This is a genomic window from Streptomyces sp. NPDC043176, from assembly GCF_056436715.1.
This window is the reverse complement of sequence record NZ_JBWKCA010000004.1, coordinates 411,087-429,753: the sequence shown is the minus strand read 5'-3', so window position 1 is coordinate 429,753 and position 18,667 is coordinate 411,087. Positions and strand designations below refer to the sequence as shown.

The 18,667-nt window shown below is 70.6% G+C and carries 10 protein-coding genes; 5 read left to right on the top strand and 5 right to left on the bottom strand.

Annotated features, from left to right (window positions below; all coding sequences use genetic code 11):
* Positions 1-30: 30 nt before the first annotated feature.
* Positions 31-717: a hypothetical protein gene (locus AC067A_RS09090; RefSeq protein WP_478616620.1), complete on the bottom strand. Its 687-nt coding sequence runs from the start codon at positions 715-717 to the stop codon at positions 31-33.
* Between the two features lie 295 nt (positions 718-1,012).
* Between AC067A_RS09090 and AC067A_RS09085 the strand changes: the two genes are divergently transcribed.
* The 3 genes from AC067A_RS09085 to AC067A_RS09075 all read left to right on the top strand — a co-directional run bounded on the left by AC067A_RS09085 (position 1,013) and on the right by AC067A_RS09075 (position 4,633).
* Complete coding sequence (locus AC067A_RS09085; protein WP_478616617.1) at positions 1,013-1,228, top strand: DUF6243 family protein; 216 nt, start codon at positions 1,013-1,015, stop codon at positions 1,226-1,228.
* A 195-nt stretch (positions 1,229-1,423) separates the two neighbouring features.
* Positions 1,424-2,527: a PP2C family protein-serine/threonine phosphatase gene (locus tag AC067A_RS09080; protein WP_478616614.1), complete on the top strand. Its 1,104-nt coding sequence runs from the start codon at positions 1,424-1,426 to the stop codon at positions 2,525-2,527.
* A gap of 321 nt (positions 2,528-2,848) precedes the next feature.
* Positions 2,849-4,633, top strand: coding sequence for a hydroxysqualene dehydroxylase (locus AC067A_RS09075; RefSeq protein ID WP_478616611.1), 1,785 nt, complete (start codon positions 2,849-2,851; stop codon positions 4,631-4,633).
* A gap of 189 nt (positions 4,634-4,822) precedes the next feature.
* Here AC067A_RS09075 and AC067A_RS09070 read toward each other — a convergent pair whose 3' ends face one another.
* Together AC067A_RS09070 and AC067A_RS09065 are read right to left on the bottom strand one after the other, a co-directional pair.
* Positions 4,823-5,365, bottom strand: coding sequence for an SMI1/KNR4 family protein (locus AC067A_RS09070; RefSeq protein WP_478616608.1), 543 nt, complete (start codon positions 5,363-5,365; stop codon positions 4,823-4,825).
* A gap of 42 nt (positions 5,366-5,407) precedes the next feature.
* Positions 5,408-13,927: a golvesin C-terminal-like domain-containing protein gene (locus AC067A_RS09065; RefSeq protein WP_478616605.1), complete on the bottom strand. Its 8,520-nt coding sequence runs from the start codon at positions 13,925-13,927 to the stop codon at positions 5,408-5,410.
* A 397-nt stretch (positions 13,928-14,324) separates the two neighbouring features.
* Between AC067A_RS09065 and AC067A_RS09060 the strand changes: the two genes are divergently transcribed.
* The gene (locus AC067A_RS09060) at positions 14,325-14,762 is read left to right on the top strand and encodes a hypothetical protein (RefSeq protein WP_478616602.1); all 438 of its coding nucleotides are present in this window, start codon (positions 14,325-14,327) and stop codon (positions 14,760-14,762) included.
* Here AC067A_RS09060 and AC067A_RS09055 read toward each other — a convergent pair.
* Positions 14,759-15,295, bottom strand: a complete 537-nt coding sequence (locus tag AC067A_RS09055; protein ID WP_478616599.1) for a hypothetical protein — start codon at positions 15,293-15,295, stop codon at positions 14,759-14,761. The genes AC067A_RS09060 and AC067A_RS09055 overlap by 4 nt on opposite strands.
* 68 nt (positions 15,296-15,363) lie before the next feature.
* Between AC067A_RS09055 and AC067A_RS09050 the strand changes: the two genes are divergently transcribed.
* A complete protein-coding gene (locus AC067A_RS09050; RefSeq protein ID WP_478616596.1) occupies positions 15,364-17,040 on the top strand; it encodes a right-handed parallel beta-helix repeat-containing protein in 1,677 nt (558 codons plus the stop codon).
* Positions 17,041-17,217: 177 nt separating this feature from the next.
* Here AC067A_RS09050 and AC067A_RS09045 read toward each other — a convergent pair whose 3' ends face one another.
* The gene (locus AC067A_RS09045; RefSeq protein ID WP_478616593.1) at positions 17,218-18,654 is read right to left on the bottom strand and encodes a UDP-glucose dehydrogenase family protein; all 1,437 of its coding nucleotides are present in this window, start codon (positions 18,652-18,654) and stop codon (positions 17,218-17,220) included.
* Positions 18,655-18,667: the final 13 nt, after the last annotated feature.

The following is an 18,667-nucleotide window of genomic DNA, read 5'->3' as shown; positions in this document are numbered from 1 at the left end:
CGCCCGGCGCCCCGGGGCCGCGCACCCCGGTCAGGTGAGGACGTTGACGGCCCGGGCGACCACCAGGCCGAGGATGAGCAAGGAGACGAGGGACTGGACGCCCATGGCGATCTTGGCCCAGGGCGCCAGGGGCATCACGTCGGTCGGGCTGAACGCGGTGGCGTTGGTCAGGGCGAGGTAGAGGTAGTCGACGAAGCGGGGCCGCCAGCCGGCGCTCGCCACTTCGGGGTTGAGCTGCTGCGGGAAGGCGAGCGCGGGTGTGCGGGGCATGTGGTGGGCACGGGCCGCCGCCCCGCCGCAGTCGAGCTCGAAGTACAGCAGGGAGAAGGCCAGGACCGTGCAGGCCCACACCGTGCCGCCGCTCTGCAGCAGGCTGGTTGCGGAGGCGGTCTCCTTGCCGCCCTGGAGGATGTCGTCGACCAGCTGGGCGGTGGACCAGACGGCGCTGAGCGCGAGAACGCACACCAGGGCGATCGACATGGTGCGCAGCACCGTCGAGCGCCGGTCGATCCGGCCCGGGTCGCCGGCGATGAGCGCGAGCAGGAGCAGTCCCTCGACGGCCGGGAACACCCAGCGAGGCGCGAGGCGGAGGTCGTCGGGGAGCAGGACGGTCAGCAGCATGGCGACGACGACGGCCGTGGCCATCGGCCAGCGTGCCTCGCCGAAGTCCTCGTCCCGGCTCGGGCTCGCGGTTGGCTCGGTGATGCGTCCGGTCACGATGGCGGCCCCTACGGTTCGAGTGCGGAGCGGTTGTCGCCGTCCTGCCTCGGAAGGTATAGCGGTCCGGAGAACTTCGATCGCGGACCGGCACACCCCGGACCCGGAGATCTCAGCCTCTGGGGGACATCGGTGTGCGGGGTCGTCGGAACAGGGTAACGTCCTTGTCATGTTCTTCCAGACTCCGATTCACGAGTGAGAGCGTGACGGGCCCCCGCTGACGTCCTTCGACGTCGCCGCCCGTCGCCCCACCGATGAATCCGTAGATCCCTTCACATCACCACCGGGAGAACCCGTGACCGACAGCAAGAACATCAACAACCCCGTGGGCCAGGGCGGCGGCCAGCGGAAGAAGCTGTCCCGCGCCGAACGCCAGAACAACGGTCCGCACCGCAACCTCGACCGCCAGAACGCCGCCGACCGGAAGGCGGATCTGGTGCGCAAGATGCGCGAGAAGACGGGCGTGGCGGAGAGCGCCGGGCAGACGGGCGACGACACCGCACAGAGCTGACGCACCGCCGCCGCCGTCGGGCGGCACCGCAAGGGGGCCCGGACCGCGACGCGCGGCCCGGGCCCCGCTGCCGTACCGGGACTCTGCTGCCGTACCGGGCGCGGCCGGTCCCGCTCAGCCCTCGGCCGGCCCGCCGGACCTGCGCGGCGGGGACCGTGGAATGCGCGGTGCACTCCGGCATAGGAGCCTGGTGGTGTGGTGAACCCGAGGAAGGCGGAGACCGGCGAGTACCGGCGGAGCTGGCTGAGCGGGGCCCCGCCGCCCCGCTGGGTGCGGATCCTGCCCGTGCTGCTGCTCGTCGGGGTCGGAGCGGCCTCCCTCACCGACTCCGTCCCGGTGGACATCGGCTTCCTGCTCGGCGCGGTGCCTCCCCTGGCCGTCCTGGCCTACGGACCAGTGGCCACGGCTTTCCTCGGCGCCACGACCATCGGGCTGCTGACCATTCCCTCCTTCCATCTGAACCAGCCGGGCAACACCGACCTCTTCACCCTCGGCTTCGTCGCGACCCTGAGCATCTTCGTCTCCTTCGTCCGCGGGCGCCGGGACGAGCAGCTCGACCTGGAACGCACCGTCGCCGAGACGGCCCAGCGGGCCATCGTCCCGGACGTACGGCGGCGGGTCGGGCCGGTGCGCTGCGCGAGCCTGTACCGCGCCGCCGAGCGCGGCACGCTGGTGGGAGGCGACTTCTTCGACGTCCGGGCCGGCCCCCACGGGGTGCGGGCCGTCCTCGGCGACGTGCAGGGGCACGGTCTGCCGGCCGTCGCGACGGTCGCCTCCATCCTGGGGGCGTTCCGCGAGGCCGTGCTGGACGACGTGGACGCGGACTCGATCGCGGCGCGGCTGGACCGCAGGCTCGTGACCGACTCGGCGCGGACGGAGCACGCGGAACTCTTCGCCACGGCCGTCCTTCTGGACTTCGCACCCTACGGACGTGAGGTCCGCGTCCTGGCCTGCGGCCATCCGCCGCCGGTCCTGCTGCGCGGCGAAGCCGTGAGCACCCTGGAACTCGACTCCGGACCGCCCCTGGGACTGGGCCTCGCCGACGTCGTGCGCGGGACCGCCGCGACGGTGTCGCTGCTGCCCGGCGACCGGCTGCTCCTGGTGTCGGACGGTGTCCTGGAGGCACGGGACGCCTCCGGCGCGTTCTACCCCTTCGCCGAGCGCCTGGCCGGCATGACCGATGTCGGCCTGGACGAGCTGCCCGACGAGATCTGGGCCGACCTGAGCCGCTTCGCCCCCAAGATCCAGGACGACGTCACCCTCCTGATCCTCACCCTGGACACCTCGGGGCCGGGCTGACGGGACAGAGCCCGCGGGGTGCGCGAAGGCGCGGGCCCTGGCCCACCCGGCCGGGGCGGGCGAGGCGCGGGCCCCGGGCCCGCACGGCCTGCTCGAAGTCGCGCGGCCAGGCCTCCGGGCCCCCGCGGAAGCCGCTCGCGAAGGGGACGTCGCTTCGACCCCCGGCGCGGGCCCGGGGTTCCCCGGACCGCACCGGCTGCCGTGTGAGGGGCTGGATCGCGCCATCCGCGAACGGGACCCGCACGTGACTTCCGGGACCGGGGGGACACCCCTATGCTCCTGCGTCGGACGCATGGTTACCGGCGGTAAAGGGGTTGGGGCATGGACCGTACGGGCACCTCACGACGCACCTTCGTGGCCGGCGTGGCCGCCACGACCGGAGCGGTCGCCGTCGGAGCGGTCGCTCCCGGCGCCGTACCCGCCGCCGCCGCGGAGCCGTCCGCGCCGCAGTCCGTGGCCGTTCTCGGCGGCGGGGTCGCGGGACTGACCGCAGCCCACGAACTGGCCGAGCGCGGCTTCCGCGTCACCGTCTACGAGCGCAGGGCGCTGGGCGGCAAGGCACGCTCCATGGACGTACCGGACAGCGCGCGCGGCAGCCGGCGCCCGCTCCCCGCCGAGCACGGCTTCCGGTTCATCCCCGGCATCTACCACAACCTCCCCGACACGATGCGGCGCATCCCCTTCCCGGGGAACGCCAACGGAGTCTGGGACAACCTCGTCGCTCCGGCCGAGATGTCCTTCGCCCGCACCGGTCGCGAGGACCTGCGCATCCCGCTCCCCTGGCCGGGACACAGGCCCGCCGAGCTCACCCTCGACGAGATCCGCCGCGCCCTGACCGCACTCCTCGACACCGCGGGCTCCCTCCCGCTCCACGAGGCCGCGTACTTCGTCAACCGCTTCCTCGTCTTCCTGACCAGCTGCGACGAGCGGCGCGACGACACGTGGGAACGGACACCCTGGTGGGAGTTCCTGCGGGCCGAGCGGATGAGCTACGACTACCAGCGCGTCCTGGCAGTCGGGCTGACCCGCAACATCGTGGCGACGAAGGCCGAGGAGGCCAGCACCCGTACGGTCGCCACCCTCCTGGAGGCCTTCGCCTTCAACGCCTTGGGGCGCGGTGCCGACGGGCCCCTCGACCGGATCCTGAACCTGCCCACCAACGAGGCCTGGATCGATCCCTGGGCGGCACATCTGACGAGCCTCGGGGTGGAGTTCCGGATCGGCTGGACCGTGAGGGAACTGGCCTACGACACCGGCTCCGGGCGGATCGGCGCGGTCGTCGTCGAGGATCCCCAGGGCGTCCGCCGCTCGGTGACCGCCGATCACTACGTCTCCGCGATGCCGGTGGAGCACGCCCGGAGGACCTGGAGCGCGGCCCTGCGGGCGGCGGATCCGCAACTGGCGCGGTGCGACAGGCTGGAAACGGACTGGATGACGGGCATCCAGTTCTACCTCACCGAACACGCGCCGCTGCTCGCCGGACACGCCAACTGCATCGACTCACCGTGGTCCTTGACGGCCATTCAGCAGGCGCGCCACTGGCCGTCCCGCGACTTCCCCGCCGACTACGGCGACGGAGCCGCCGTCGACTGCCTCTCGGTGGACATCTCGGAATGGGACCGCCCCGGCATCCTCTACGGCAAGACGGCCAAACAGTGCACCCGTACAGAGGTCGCCCGGGAGGTCTGGGCACAGTTGAAAGCCGCGTTCAACGAGACCGGTCGTACGGTCCTGAAGGACAGCGCACTGCACTCCTGGTTCCTGGACCCGGGAGTCGACGGCCTCGGCACGCCGAACCCGACCAACGAGGACCAGCTCCTCATCCATCCGGTCGGCACTTTCCACCACCGACCGAAGGCCGCCACCAGGATCCCCAACTTCTTCCTGGCCGGCGACTACGTGGCCGTCGACATCGACCTGGCGACGATGGAAGGCGCCAACGCCTCCGCCCGCCAAGCCGTCAACGCCCTGCTCGACCGGACGGCCTCGCCCGCCGCACGCTGCGAGGTCCGGCCCCTCTTCCGGGCCCCGGAGCTGGAGGGACTCAAGCGCCACGACCGTCTGCGCTACCGGCTCGGTCTGCGGAACGCGCTCGACGTGGGCTGAGGCCGGGGGCCGACGGACCGGGCCGGGCCCACCGCCGGCCGCGAGGAACCTCGACGGCCGGCCGCGAGAAACCTGGACCGCCGGTCACGAGAAACGCCGACCGCCGCCCGCGAGAAACGGCGACCGCCGCTCACGCGAAACGCTCGGCCGGGGAACCCCGGCCGAGCGTCTCGCACACACTGGGGGGCGTCAGCCCTGTGCCTGGAACGTCACCTCGCTCACGTCCCAGAGGAACTCGCCGCCCAGCGGATTCTCCGGCCATTCGGCACGGAAGTTCCGGACGAGGAACTCGACCATCCCGCAGTCGTAGCGGCTCCACAGCATGTCGTTGCGGTGGTAGACCACGACGGGCCACTTGGCGGGATCGTCGTCCGACGCGTCCCAGCACAGCATGTCCGCGGTGGCGGAGACCCCCCAGGTGATCAGCACCGGGGAAGTGCCCTCCAGCTCGGGAGTCTTCTCCTCCGTCTCCCAGTCGGCCTCCGCGTTCGCGGTCTCGATCACCATGCCGTCCCGCGGGGCCTGTTCCAGCGGCACCTTGGGCTCCGGCCTGCCGATCGACAGGTAGTTCTGTACCGCGCCGGCCCCGTACACCTCGATGAAGCGCCGGAAGTCGTCCGGGAACGGCTTGCCCCACGACGCCGCGAGGGCGGTCCAGTCGACCGTCGTGTCCCCGTCCTTCGGCGGCGGCATCAGCCGTCGCAGGGCGTCCAGGTCGGTCGGCTCACTCATCGGTGCCTCGCTCCGTTTCCGTGCGGTCCGCTCCGGTGCCCGTCATGGGGTGCTCCCCGTGGGTACCGGCGAACCGCCGCTGCTCTGTGTGCCGAGATTGTCTCCCGTGCTGAGCGTGTTCGGGATGAACACCTGGAAGTTGATTCCTACCGAACCATCAGGATTCACGCCGTACGCCGACATATCGTAACCGGTCGGCACCGTCCTGTTGCCGTCGTAGCGGGGCGACACGGTGTACATGACGTCCTGGCCCGCCATCACGGCGTTGTAGACCTGCAGTTCGTACGCCCTCATGTGCTCTTCGCCCTGCGTGGAGCCGATCTGCTTGGCGTTGGCACCGCGAGCGCACGGGGAGAGGTTCGCCAGGACGCCCTTGCCCGCCAGCTTGTTGCCGATGAGGTGGCACGCGTTGACGTTCTTCTGCGCGTCGAGGCCCTTGCCCTTGGCGTAGTCCTGCGCCCACTCGTATCCCGGCGGGTTGGAACCCACGCCGGTTCCCTTGTTCTTGCTCAGGTACTCCTTGGTCAGGCAGGCCTCGGCGGCCGTGGCCCGGTTGCCGTTGGCCGCGTCCCGCTCGCCGTACTGGATCCAGCCGTCGCCGCAACCCGAACGGTCGTCGTCGCTGTCGGGCTCGGGCTGGGGCCGGGGCCGGGGAAGGCGCTGCGGGTCCGGTGCGGGCTCGTCGGCGGTGTCGTCCCGGGAGGCCTCGTCGATCCGGTCCCGGACCTCGTTGACGACGTACTCGACCGCCGCGGCGACGGCGATGACGGCGACGACCACCACGACCGCGGCGACGAAGGCCACGGCCACCGCGGGGATCGCGAGGGCGAACCAGTGGCCGTCGATCTCGACGTTGCTGATCGGGTTGCCGCCGGTGAAGGCGTAGCGGTTGCCGGTGAAGGGGTCGCTGCCCAGGCCCATGTCGGCCAGGGCTCCGTTGTACATGTCCCGGCTGGTGAAGCGGTTGAGCCCGGGGTCGTAGTCACGGAATCCCATGTCGTACGTACCGGACCCGGCGTCCCACCGCTTGGCGCTGTAGCGGTAGGAGTTGTACTCCTCCTTCGTCGGGTCGGAGGCGTCCGGCTTGTCGATGCCGGTGAACTCCGACGAGTCGTCGTTGCCGTAGGCCGTGTAGCCGTAGGTGGCCTTGGTGTCGCCGCCGGCGTCGGTCAGCGTCTCGACGTCCGTGTGGCTGTTGTAGCCGTAGTAGGCGTCCTCGGTCGTCCCGTTCTCGTTGTGCTTGACCTGCGACAGGCGCTGGCCCCACGGGCTGTACTGGTAGGACTTGGTGAGCTTGCCGGCCACCTCCTCGGTCAGCACCTCCTGGGAGAGGCCGAGGTAGCGGTAGTCGGTGGTCTTGCCGTCCGCGGTCTTCGACGAGGTGCGGTCGAGCGGGTCGAAGGTGTACTTCGTCGACTTCATCGCGCCGGAGCCGTCCCGCTGCTGGGACTCGACGACGTGGTCGAAGCCGTCGTAGACGCTGCGCGAGACGATCTGACCGTCCTGGGACGTCGACTCCTGACGACCCAGCGGGTCGTAGTTGAAGGAGGTGACGGATCCCGCGGTGGTCGACGTCTGGAGCCGGTTGCGGTCGTAACGGAAGTCCGTCGCGGTGCCGCCGACGGTCTGCTGGACGACGTTGGCGTTGTCGTCGTGGACGTACGCCTCCGTGGCGGCGCCGTTGCCGGTCTTCACCGACTTGGCGATCCGGTCGACCGGGTCGTAGGTGTACGCGGTGGTGGACTCGAGGTACGCCGAGTGGTTGTCGGCGTTCATCTTCTTGGACGCGTCCTGCGCCTTGTTGCCGTTGGCGTCGTAGGCGTAGGTGTGCGAGGCCACCAGCGTGCCGTCGGCCTTCTTCTCCGCGCTGGTCCTGACCGCGCCGTCGAGGAAGTAGGCGAAGTCGACGGTGTTGCCGTTGTCCTTGGTCTCCCGCAGCGACTCACCGCGGTCGGTGTAGGTGTACGAGGTGACCTTGGGGTCGGCGTCCGTGGGCGAGGTGCCCACCGAGACCGTCTTGACCTTCTCCCTCAGGTCGTAGGTGTACTTCGAGTACTGATCGGGGTGGGTGATGCTCTCGGGCTGGTCGTTGGCGTCGTACGTGTAGGCCGTGCTGGTCTTCTGCCGGCCGGCCAGGGTCTCGGTGATCCCGGACACCCGGTTCAGACCGGTGTAGGAGATCGTGTACGTGTCGACCTCGGCGCCGGACGACAGGTCGTCGATCAGCGAGAGGTTGTCGTTCAGGTCGTAGGCGTAGCGGAAATGGTGCTTCTCCGCGTCGATGTCACCGGTGAGGTCGCGCACCAGCTTGACCCCGTCGGCCACGACCTTGCCGTCGGCGGCCTGGAACAGCTCCAGCTTCGCCGCGTTGCCCTGGGCGAAGTCGTACGTGCCCAGGCTGACCCAGGTGCCCGCCGCGGTGGACTGGTCGACCGTGCGGTCGGTGCTGCCGGCGGCGTGGGCGACCTTGTACCTGGCGGTCTTGCTGGCGCCCGCGACCTGCGGGAACTTCACGTAGGCGGTGTACTTGCCGTTCTTCGGGATGTTCAGCGTCCAGGAGTACGCGTCCGTCCCGGCTCCGGCCGCGTGCACGCGGTGGTCGAAGCCCTGCTGCCCGGTGAGGTTCGCCGTGGTCCAGGTACCGGTGGAGGCGGTGTGCTGGGCGTCGGAGTTGTCGACGAGCGGCACCGCGGTGCCGACCGGCACGCCGTCGTCGGTCTTCTCCTTCAGCTTGCCGTTCGGGTAGTAGCTCCAGCCCATGGTGCGGCTGACGGACCCGCCGGCGGAGCTGAGCGTCCTGGAGGTCTGCAGCCCCAGGTCGTCGTACTCGTAACTCGTCCGGATGTCCCACGGGTCGGTGGAGCTCTTGGTCCACCCGTTGTCGTAGTAGGTGAACTCGGTGTCGTTGCGGACCGTCTGCCCCTCCGAGGGGGGCTGCGAGGTCCGGGTGACACGGCCGGCCGCGTCGTAGAACGTCCGCGTGTAGACGTTCGGGTCGTTGTGGCGGGCGTCCGAGGGGTCGTACGGCAGGTACTGCTTGACCGGCCGGTTCAGCTCGTCGTACTCGGTGCGGCTGGTGAAGTCGTCGGCGTTCGCCGTCTCCGTGCCGCGCGGGGTGATGACCCGGGTGGCGTTGCCGACCTGGTCGTACTCGTAGCGGGTGGTGCGGTACGTGGTGCCGGCGCCGGAGCCCGAGTGCGGAACCCTCTGCTCGGTCTTGCGGCCCCGCTCGTCGTAGGCGGAGTAGGTGGTGTTGCCGTCGGGGTCCGTGTCGGCGACGACCAGCGCGTCCTTGTCGTAGGCGCGGCGCGTCACGTTGCCCAGCGGGTCGGTGACCGAGGTGACCCGGTGCTCCAGGTCGTAGGTCATCTTCGACGAGAAGTCGTCGGGGTCGGCCGTCCGGTTCTTCTTCGGGTCGACGACCTTGACGTTGTTGCCCACCTCGTCGTACGTGTACGTGATCTTCTCGCCGAGGGCGTTGACGACCGAGGCGAGCTGGTAGATCTCGTCGTAGTTCTGGGTGGTGGTGTAGTCGTCCGGGATCCCGGGCGTGGCCACGCCCTTCGGCTCGGTCGTGGTCTTCAGGTGGCCGGTCTTGTCGTAGGAGTAGACCGTCCGGCGCAGCGGCGCGGTCGGCGTGTCCTGCGGAGAGGTGGCCTCGGTGAGCTGGTCGGCCGCGTCGTAGACCGCCGTGGAGACGGCACCGGTGGGCGCGATCGCCTTGGTGACGTTGTCGTTGGCGTCGTAGTCGGGCGCCGGAACGGTGATCAGGTCACCCGCGGCCTGGTCCCTCGGCGCCGTCCTGATCAGCGGCCGGCCGTATGTGTCGTACGTCTGCGTGGTGCGGTGGCCCAGCGGGTCGGTCGTCCTGGTGACCTTGCCGCGCACGTCGTACTCGTAGCCCATGCTGTTGCCGAGGGCGTCCGTGATCTTCGCCGGGTAACCGGTCGGCGTGAACTCGCTGTTGACCGTGGAGTGGCCGTTGGCGTCGGTGGCCTTGGTGAGCTGGCCGTGGGTGTCGTACTCGTACGTGGTCGTGTAGTCGCCCGCGGTGGGCGTCGCGACGCCCTTCGGGTCGGTGACCGTCTTCAGGTTGCCGAAGGAGTCGTAGCCGAACTGCCAGGCGCGGCCCTCCGGCGACGTCTTGCGGTACAGGTCGGAGGAGTAGCCGTCCAGTCGTTTGACGTACTCGAACTTCTGGGCGTCGGCCGGGTACTTGCCGGGCGCGCAGTCGCTCTGCGGCGGGACCCCACCCTTGTTGTGCTCCGCGGTGCGCTTCCACAGCGGGTAGCCGGTGAGCGGGTCGTAGCAGTACGCGGTGACGGCCCCGTTGTTCTCCTCCATGTACGTGACGTTGTTGTCCGCGTCCCACGCCAGCTCGGTCTGCTGCGACTTGGCGTTGACGGACCGCACCGGGCGACCGAAGTCGTCGGTGACGTACGTGGCGTCGTGGCCCTCGGCGTCCGTGACCACCGTGGACGTGAAGCGGGTGTCGGTCGTGTCCGCGGCGTAGGCGAACCGCGTGGCGCCGCCGATGCGGTCGGTGATGGACTGGGTCCACCAATGGTACTTCGGGTCGTCGCCCTCGCTCGGGTGGTAGTAGTCGAGAGCGGTGGCGTTGCCGCGCGGGTCGGTGATCCGGACCAGCTTGACGTTCTTGTTGCCCTGCTCGGCGTCGTACGTGAAGCCGAAGACCTTCGGCTGGGACGAGCCCGCGCCGTCGGTCAGCTTGGTGAGCAGTCCCTTGTCGGAGTACTCGAGGGTCAGCTTGCGGCCCGAGACGTCGGTGACCGTCTTCAGGTGGTCGACGATCTTCGGGCTGTTGGTCTCCGCCTTGGTGTAGTAGGTGGCGGTGAGCGTCTGCCGCCCGGCGGGGTCGGTGATGTACGTGAGGAACTTGGTCGGCTTGTTGTTCGACTTGCGTTCCTCGTACGTGAACGTCTGGGTGTTGCCGTTCTTGTCGACGACGGAGGTCTGGTAGCCGTCACAGCCGAACAGGAACCGGGTGCCGTCCGGACGCGTCAGGGTCCAGGCGTCCGGGATCGGGTCCTTCGCCGGGGTGCAGTCGAGACCCGGCTTGGCCGACAGCCGGAAGTGGACGCCGGCCGGCGCCTTCCACGAGCCGTCCGCCTGTACCCGGAACACGTGGGTGGTGCCGTCGCCGTCGGGCAGCCGGACCTCCCGCGGGTTCGGGTTCGGGTGGAAGTCCAGCGGGGCGCCGAGCCGGATCGGCCCCGCGGCCTGCACGGACCAGCCGTGACCGGCGACGGTGTCCGAGGTGTCCTGGGTGTTGTAGGCGAAGCGGACGAAGGTGTTCAGGCCGCGGCCCGGGTTGCTCAGGGCGTTGTACTGCCAGACGGTGTTGCCGACGGCGGTGTTGTTCATCAGCGACGAACCAGCGCCGGTGTTCTTGCCGTTGTACGAGGAGAACTTCTCCAGACCGAGCTGGTCCGAGGTCGGGTCCTCGACGGTGACGTTCATCCGGAGCCCGGCCGGACCGCCCGTCCCGGACAGCCAGGTGCCCGCCGCCGTGTCCCGGACGTCCCAGGTGAGGACGTACTCCGTGCGCTTGCTGCCGGAGCCGGAGTTGACGGGTGCGCGGAGCCGGGCCTGCAGGGTGACCGAGTCCCCGGGCAGCAGATCGGCGGGCAGGGCCGTCTGGAGCTGGTTGCCGCCGGTCGTGGCGTCCGTGCCGTCCGGGAGCGCCCACCGGTAGCTCAGGGCGCGGGTGCCGGCCTTCCAGACGGACGTGGTGGTGTTGGTGAGGGTGAACTCGACGGTGTGGTCGCTGTTCGGGGTGATCCGGGCCGGGGTCTGCGGCGCGTAGTAGGTCGACTCGGTCGTCGAGTCGATGTACGTGACCGCGATCCTGGGCCGCAGGCGCTGCTCGGTGCCCTCGGAGGACAGGAACAGGGTCCGCTCCTGCTGCGCGGCCTCGTCGGCCATCTTGAGGACCACGCCCCGCTGGGACGACGGGGTCGTCACCCAGGACTGCGCGAGCGAGGTGACCGTCCAGTCGTGCCGCGACGGGTCGTTCGTCTTGGCCCCGGTGTCACTCGCGACGGCGCCGAAGTCACCGCCCGCGGCCGCCCAGTTCGTGGCCGCGTCGGCCTTGACCCAGGTCGCGCCGGCCTCGTCGAAGTCCCGCGTCAGCGGACGGAGTTCGTAGACCGCACCGGCGGCTTCCGTGGAGGTCTGGGTGCTCCACAGGCGCACGTCGGCCTCGAGGACGCGCGCGGTGGCGGGGATGCCGAGGGCCGGGAACTTCAGCACGGCGCGGGTGTCGCCGTAGGTGACGGAGTTGTTGCCGACGCTGAGCCAGTTCTTCGGGCCGCCGTCGTCGATCGTGTCGAGGAGGGACGTGGGCCGGGCGGAGGACAGGGTGGTGTCCTGCGTCGCGTCCAGCACCTTCGTCGTCCGGCCCGCCTTCGGCAGCCGTACGAGCCGGCTGGGGGCGGCGAGGACCTGCCCGTCCTTCGTCTTGACCGCGACCATGTAGTAGTACGCGCGGCCGAACGGGTCGGGGTCGTCGGCCCTCGTCGGCACGGCGCTCGTGTCCGTGAACGAGGTCACCGTGGACGCGACGGGCGCGACGAGGGTGGCGGCCGACGGGGTGAAGGCCTGGGTGACGGAGCGGTGGACCTGGTACTCGGCGATGTCGTCGCCGGTCACGATGGGGTCCGGGTCCTGGTAGGCCGACCAGGTCAGCTCCGCGCCCGTGTCGTGGACGGTGGTCGGGGTCGCGAGGTCGACGCCCTGACGTCCGAAGGTCATGACGAGGCGCGGGTAGTGGGCGGTCTCGCCGCCGTACCCGTACTCGCTTCCCTCGTACCGCGGTCCGCCCTTCGGGCCGTTCGCGGACTCGTCACCGGCCTTGATCACGAAGCCGTTGTTCGTGTAGGTGCCGTCGATCCACTGCTGGACCGTCTTCGTCACCGGGAAGGAGTGCCAGGTGTCGAGCTCGCCCGGCTTCTTGGTGACCACACCGCCCTTGGTGAACCGGACGGCGTCCGCGATCACCGACGTGCTCGTCGAGGCCGGACCGTCCCCCAGGGCGATCTTGCCGAGCGTGCCCGCCTTGAACGGATGCGAGCCCAGGGTCTTCCACACGCCGCCCGTGCCGGCCTGCTGGTCGACCGTGTACGCCTTCGACCCGCCGTCGTACGTGACGGTGTACGGCGCGCTGGTGGCACGGTCCGAGGCCGGGACGTAGTGCGCCTCGACCTGGTAGGTGCCGTCCTCGGGGAGGTTCGGCTGCCAGGTGTACGTGTCACCCGCGACCGAGTCCTTGTTGTACAGGTAGTCCTGGTTCACCGCGTACTGCGTGTACGCGGTGTTGCCCGAAGCCGGCCAGGCGCCGACGGCGGCCGTCCGTCCGGCGTCGCCGTCGTCCACCACGACCGACGTGCCCGACAGCTCGCCCGTGAGCGCGCTCGCGCTGTTCCAGGTGGCCGCGTCCTCGGTCCACGGCTGGGTGGCGCGGTGCGCCTCCAGCCGGACCTCGGTGTCACCGGTGGTGTGGGTCTGGTCGTAGTACAGCTTCAGATCGGCCGAATCGAGTTTGGTGCCGGCCGGGACGCCGGTCAGCGGGAACCGCAGCAGCGCACGCGACGTGCCGGTGCTGGTGTTGCCGACGGACAGCCGCCAGTTCTCGTCGTAGTTGTCGCCCGGACCGTCCGAGGAGATCATCACGTCCTGCGCCGTGCTCGGCGTGGGCGCGATCGAGATCGTCGGGTCGATCGTGACCGGGTACCGCCGCTCCGGCGCGGCGAGCCACTTCGCGTCCGGCGTGACCGTCAGCTTCCAGCTCTTGCCCGCCCGGACGAGCTTCTGCTCGACGGCGGAGCTGTACCCGGTGCCGTACGGAGAGGAGGCGTCCTTCCCCGCGTCCGTCATGAACGCGGCCGGAACGACGAGGACCGGATCCGCGCCCTCGCCGTAGAACCGGATCGAGCCGTCCTTGGCGGCCTTCGGCGTCAGCCCGCCCGCGTCCAGCGTGAACGTGAACGTCACCGGGCCGGTCGGCCGGGCGTCCAGGACGATGTTCTCCTTCACCCGCCCCGGACCCACCTGGTAGGTCAGGTCCGCGCCGGCCACGGCGTCCTTGTACGTGACGGTGTCGCCCTTGGCGACGGGGGCGAGCGTGCCCGCGCCCTCCAGACCCAGGGTCACCGCGTGACCGGTGCCGGCCTCGAAGCGCAGCAGCCTCGCCGCATCGGCGCCGAAGGACGTACGTGCGACGTTCGTCGTGTTGGTGAAGGCGAAGCCCCCGGACCCGGCCGCCGTGACCGTCGGGTCGATGTCCTTCCACGACTTCCCCGACCGGTACGCCGTCGGCTCCACCGACACCTCGGCCTGCACGCGCCCGTCGGACAGCTTCCAGTACCGGGCGTTCGTCGTGCGGCGGTCCGCCAGTTCGGCGACGCGCCGCGGCTTTCCGGCCGCCTTGCCCTGCGGCAGCTTCTCCCGGCTGGGCAGCACCGGAGCCCCGCCGGTCGAGGGAAGTTCCGGTCCGCCCTCGTCCTCGTCCTCTGTGAACCAGTCGGCGAAAGTGTCGGCCATGCCCTTGCCGTCATCGGTCGAAACCGGTGCTGCGTAGGCGACTTGTGGAATCATGGTACCGACGACCGCAGATACCACGAGGCAGGCTATTGCCGGCCCGTATCTCGCTTTCACGCCATTCCCCTCTTCGGTTACCTGACATCGACCGAAGCGCCTGAACGCATGGCGAACCAGGCCGTGGTCCCCGTAGGGAAAACGGCCTTGCCGGAGCCTCGATCGCGGGCGGTGGGATTCTTCACCATGGAACTGATGCGCCGTCAACCACACGCCCATTAAGGGCATTTCGCTGACCGGTCACCGGCGATTGGGGCCGTGTTGCCCGACATTTCCGTTGCCTGGCGTCCATCGAATCCGGTGGTGTATAACCCAATCCGATTCCTCGACGGAAGGTGCTGCCATGCCGGCGACCGAAGAACCGAATCGCCGCATCGATCGCGGCGGCGTGGCCGTCGTCGCGGCTCTGCTGCTCGCGTGCGGCGCGCTCGTCGCGTACGGATTCCTCCACACCGACACCGAGGGCGAGGTCGTGGCCGGGCGGGCCGCGACGCCCACCGCCGAGGCGACCTACGACGTGACCTACGAGGTGCTCGGCGAGGGCGCGGTCGATGTCTCCTACCGAGGGGCGGGCGGCGACGAGGCGCACGTCGTCACGCGTGTCGGCCTGCCCTGGCGGAAGACCGTGAGCGTTCCGCTCGGCGCCGCGCCGGTCCTCGACGTCACCCTGGGCGAGAAGGGCGGTACGGCCAGCTGCACCCTGGCCGTGCGCGGCCGGCACGTCCAACGGGCCACCGCCACCGGAGCCTTCGGCCGGACCACGTGCGGCGGTGAATCCTAGGAGAACGCGTCGGAGCCGACCGGCGACGGTCTGCCCGACACCGCAGGAGGGGCCGTCGTCAGGCGGAGGAGTGCCCGCCGACGCCCCGGAGGCCGGGTTGTGGGGTGATGGCCCGGCGTCCCGGCCCGGTGAAGGTCCGCTCGACCGAATCCTGTCGGAGCGGGAAAGGCGTCGATCGACCGCCGGCTGTTCTCCGCGGTGGCCTTCAGCGCCTTGAACGCGGCCGTGGCGGCCTTCGCACGCGTGCTCTGCTTCTCTGCGGTGGCCAGGTCGGCCCGGTTCTCGAGGACGACGAAGAAGGAGGCGTCGCCGCCGTCGTGCACGGCCGTCGCGAGCGCGGAGTCGACCTTGGCGGCCGCCGCGTCCGACCGTGCGGACTCGGCGAGCGCGGGTGCGGGACCGGCCGGCAGTGCGGCGGCCGCGTGGCCGCGGTCCGCCTCGTGCCGGTGCGATTGCTGCGGCGGACACGGCCGCCCGAAGGCGTGACGCGCCATACGTGACTCGGATGCCGCGCGTTCGTCGGCGTTTCGCATGTCCCTTTTCTGGCAGTCTGCTACTTCATGTGCCTGATAGGGCACCAGTACGTCCCCAGGGGGTGCGCGTGAACGCGGTGAAGCGGAGCCGGACGACGAAATCCGCGGCGGGAGTCTCGGCCGCGGTGCTCCTGCTGCTCACGGGGTGCGACGTGCCGGGTGTCTACCGCCCCGCCCGCCCCGCGAGCGGCGGTCCGTTCACCTTCTACGTGAGTCCGGACGGCGACGACGGGAACGACGGCATGTCGCCGGGGAAGCCCTGGCGGACCCTCGATCACGCGAACACCGCGAACTTCCGGCCCGGTGACAGGCTCCGGCTCAAGGGCGGCGCACGGTTCCGTGGCACCATCACCCTGGAGGAGGGCGAGGCGGGCAGCGCGGCGCGGCCGGTGGTGATCGAGTCGTACGGCACGGGTCGTGCCACGATCGTGCCCCGCGGTACCTCCGGCATCACCGTGCACGACACCGCGGGTGTGGAGATCAGGAACATCGCGCTGATCGGCGACCGCAAGGCGCTGCGCGAAGGGATCGGGATCGCTTTCCGTGCCACCCGTCCCGAGGGCCGGCCGCTCTCCCACGTCAGGATCGCGAACGTGGAGGCGCGGGGCTTCCAGAGGGGGATCAGCGTCGGCACGGCGGGCGACGCCGTCACCGGCTACCGTGACGTGCGCATCAGCGATGTCTCCGTGCACCACAACCTTGAGGCCGGCCTCGTCTTCCACGGACCGGAGTTCGAGGCGGACCGCCCGGCCTACGCGCACTCCGGGCTGCGGATCGAGCGGGTCACGGCGTACTCCAACACCGGCGACCCGGACAGTGACGAGCGCAATACCGGAAGCGGCATCACCCTCGGCAGCGTCCGGGACGCGAAGGTGATGCGCTCGGTCGCCCACGACAACGGCGCGCGCTCCGCGGTCGACGCCGAAGAGGGGCCCGAGGGCATCTGGGTGTACGACTCCACCAGCGTGGTCCTGGAGAACAACCGCTCCTACCGGAACCGGACCGGATCCCGGGTGGACGGCGGCGGTTTCGGCCTCGACAACAACGTGTCCCACTCGGTCATGCAGTACAACCTCGCCTACGGCAACGACGGGCCGGGGTTCCTCGTCTATTCCGGAAAGGCGACCGGCGCCCACCGGGACAACGTCGTCCGTTTCAACATGAGCTGGGACGACGCGCGGAAGCTCCCCGAATACGGTGGCATCGTCGCCTACGGCTCCCGAATGAAGAACCTGGACATCTACAACAACACGGTCGTCATGCGGACGCGGGACCTCGCCTCCGCCCAGGCGGAGGGGGACCGGTCCCCGGCGCTGCGGCTGCGCGACGGCATGCGTGGCGTGAGCGTCCACGACAACATCCTCGCCTCCGACGGCGGACCCCTGATCGAGGCCGAGTCGTCGTACCTCCCCGCCACGCACCAGTTGCGGGGCAACGTCTACCACAGCACGGGCTCCTGGTCGCTGAACTGGGGGAGGCAGCGCTTCACCACCCTTGCCGACTGGCGTACCGTCTCGGGCCAGGAGCTCCTCGACGGCGCGCCGACCGGCACCGGCACCGACCCGTGCCTGCGCGCTCTGACCGTGCCCGTCACCGACCCGGCCGGGGCCGAGAACCTGGTGCCGCGCTGCGGGGACGAGGTGTCCGTGAGCATGGGCCCGCAGGCATCGGGCGTCGACGCGGGCCTCGTCGACTACTTCGGCAACCGGCTCCCGGACGCCCTGCGGCCCGGTGCCGCGCAGTAGCGCACCGCCCACTGATCCGGACGTCGATGCCTCGGGAGCCGGTGCTCACCGGCTCCCCTGAGTCTCCCCGGCACAGCCCCCACGCGACGTCCTCGGCGACCGGACGTGTCATGACGCCACCCCGCCCGCCCGGTCCAGGACCGGGCGGGCGGGGTGGCGTCGGCGTGCCGAAAAGGTCTAGGCCCCGCCGGTCGGCAGCGCCGGGGACAGCAGGGCGGTGTGGTCCGCCTCGACGGCCGGCGAGGTGATCGTGGTCCGCAGCGGCTCCCCCGCCCGAGCGGCCGGAGGCCGGTCCGTCGGCGCGGGACGGCCGAGTGCCTTGACGGTCCAGCCGGCGGCCCGCCACTCGTCGTGCGGGAGCGCGTTGCGCGCGTCGACGAGGACCGGCTTGCGGACGACCCGGGCCAGCTTCACCGGGTCCAGCTCGCGGTACTGCCCCCACTCGGTGAGGTGCAGAACGAGCTCCGCTCCCCGGCATGCCGTCAGAAGATCGGCCTCGCACCGCAGTTCCGGGTGGGCGCGGTGCGCGTTCAGGGTGCCCTCCGGGTCGTGGACCCGGATGTCGGCCCCCTGACGGTGCAGCGCCGCCGCCACGGCCAGCGCCGGCGAGTCGCGCACGTCGTCGCTGTTCGGCTTGAAGGTGGCGCCCAGGACGGTCACCCGGCGGTCGGCCAGGTCGCCCCCGGCCAGCTGACGGGCGAGTTCGACGGTCCGCGTCCGCTGCCGTTCGTTGATCCGGTCGACCTGGTCCAGGAAGGCCACCGCGGGTCCGACGCCGAGTTCCTGGGCGCGGGCGGTGAACGCCCGGATGTCCTTGGGCAGGCAGCCGCCGCCGAAGCCGAGGCCGGCGTTGAGGAACCGTCGGCCGATCCGGGTGTCGTGGCCGAGGGCGTCGGCGAGGGTGACCACGTCCGCGCCCGCGGCGTCGCAGACCTCGGCCATCGCGTTGATGAAGGAGATCTTCGTGGCGAGGAAGGAGTTGGCCGCGACCTTCACGAGCTCGGCCGTGCTCGGATCGGTGCCGATGTACGGGACGCCCGCGTCCAGCATCGGGGCGTACACCCGGCGCAGTGTCTCGTCCGGCTCCCGGCCGACCGTGCCGACGACGATCCGGTCCGGCCGCAAGGTGTCCTCGACCGCGAAGCCCTCCCGCAGGAACTCGGGGTTCCACGCCACGTCGGCCCGTACGCCCGACGGGACGAGCCCCGCGACGCGGGCGGTCAGGCGCGCGGTGGTGCCCACCGGCACGGTCGACTTGCCGACCACCAGACACGAGGCCGGCAGGTGAGGCACGAGCCCGTCGACGACGGCGTCGACGTACCGCAGGTCGGCCGCGTGGGAGCCCGCCTGCTGCGGCGTGCCCACGCAGATGAAGTGGACCTCGCCGTGCAGCGCCGCCTCGCGCAGACTGGTGCCGAAGCGCAGGCGTCCGGAGGCGAGGGCCCGGGTGAGGACTTCGTCGAAGCCCGGTTCGTAGAAGGGGGGTCTGCCTTCGGCGAGGGCCGCGATCTTCTCGGCGTCGACATCGACGCCGAGGACGTCGTGCCCGATGTCGGCCATGCACGCGGCGTGCACAGCTCCGAGGTAGCCCGTTCCGATGACGGTCAACCGCATGCGGTGTTCTCCT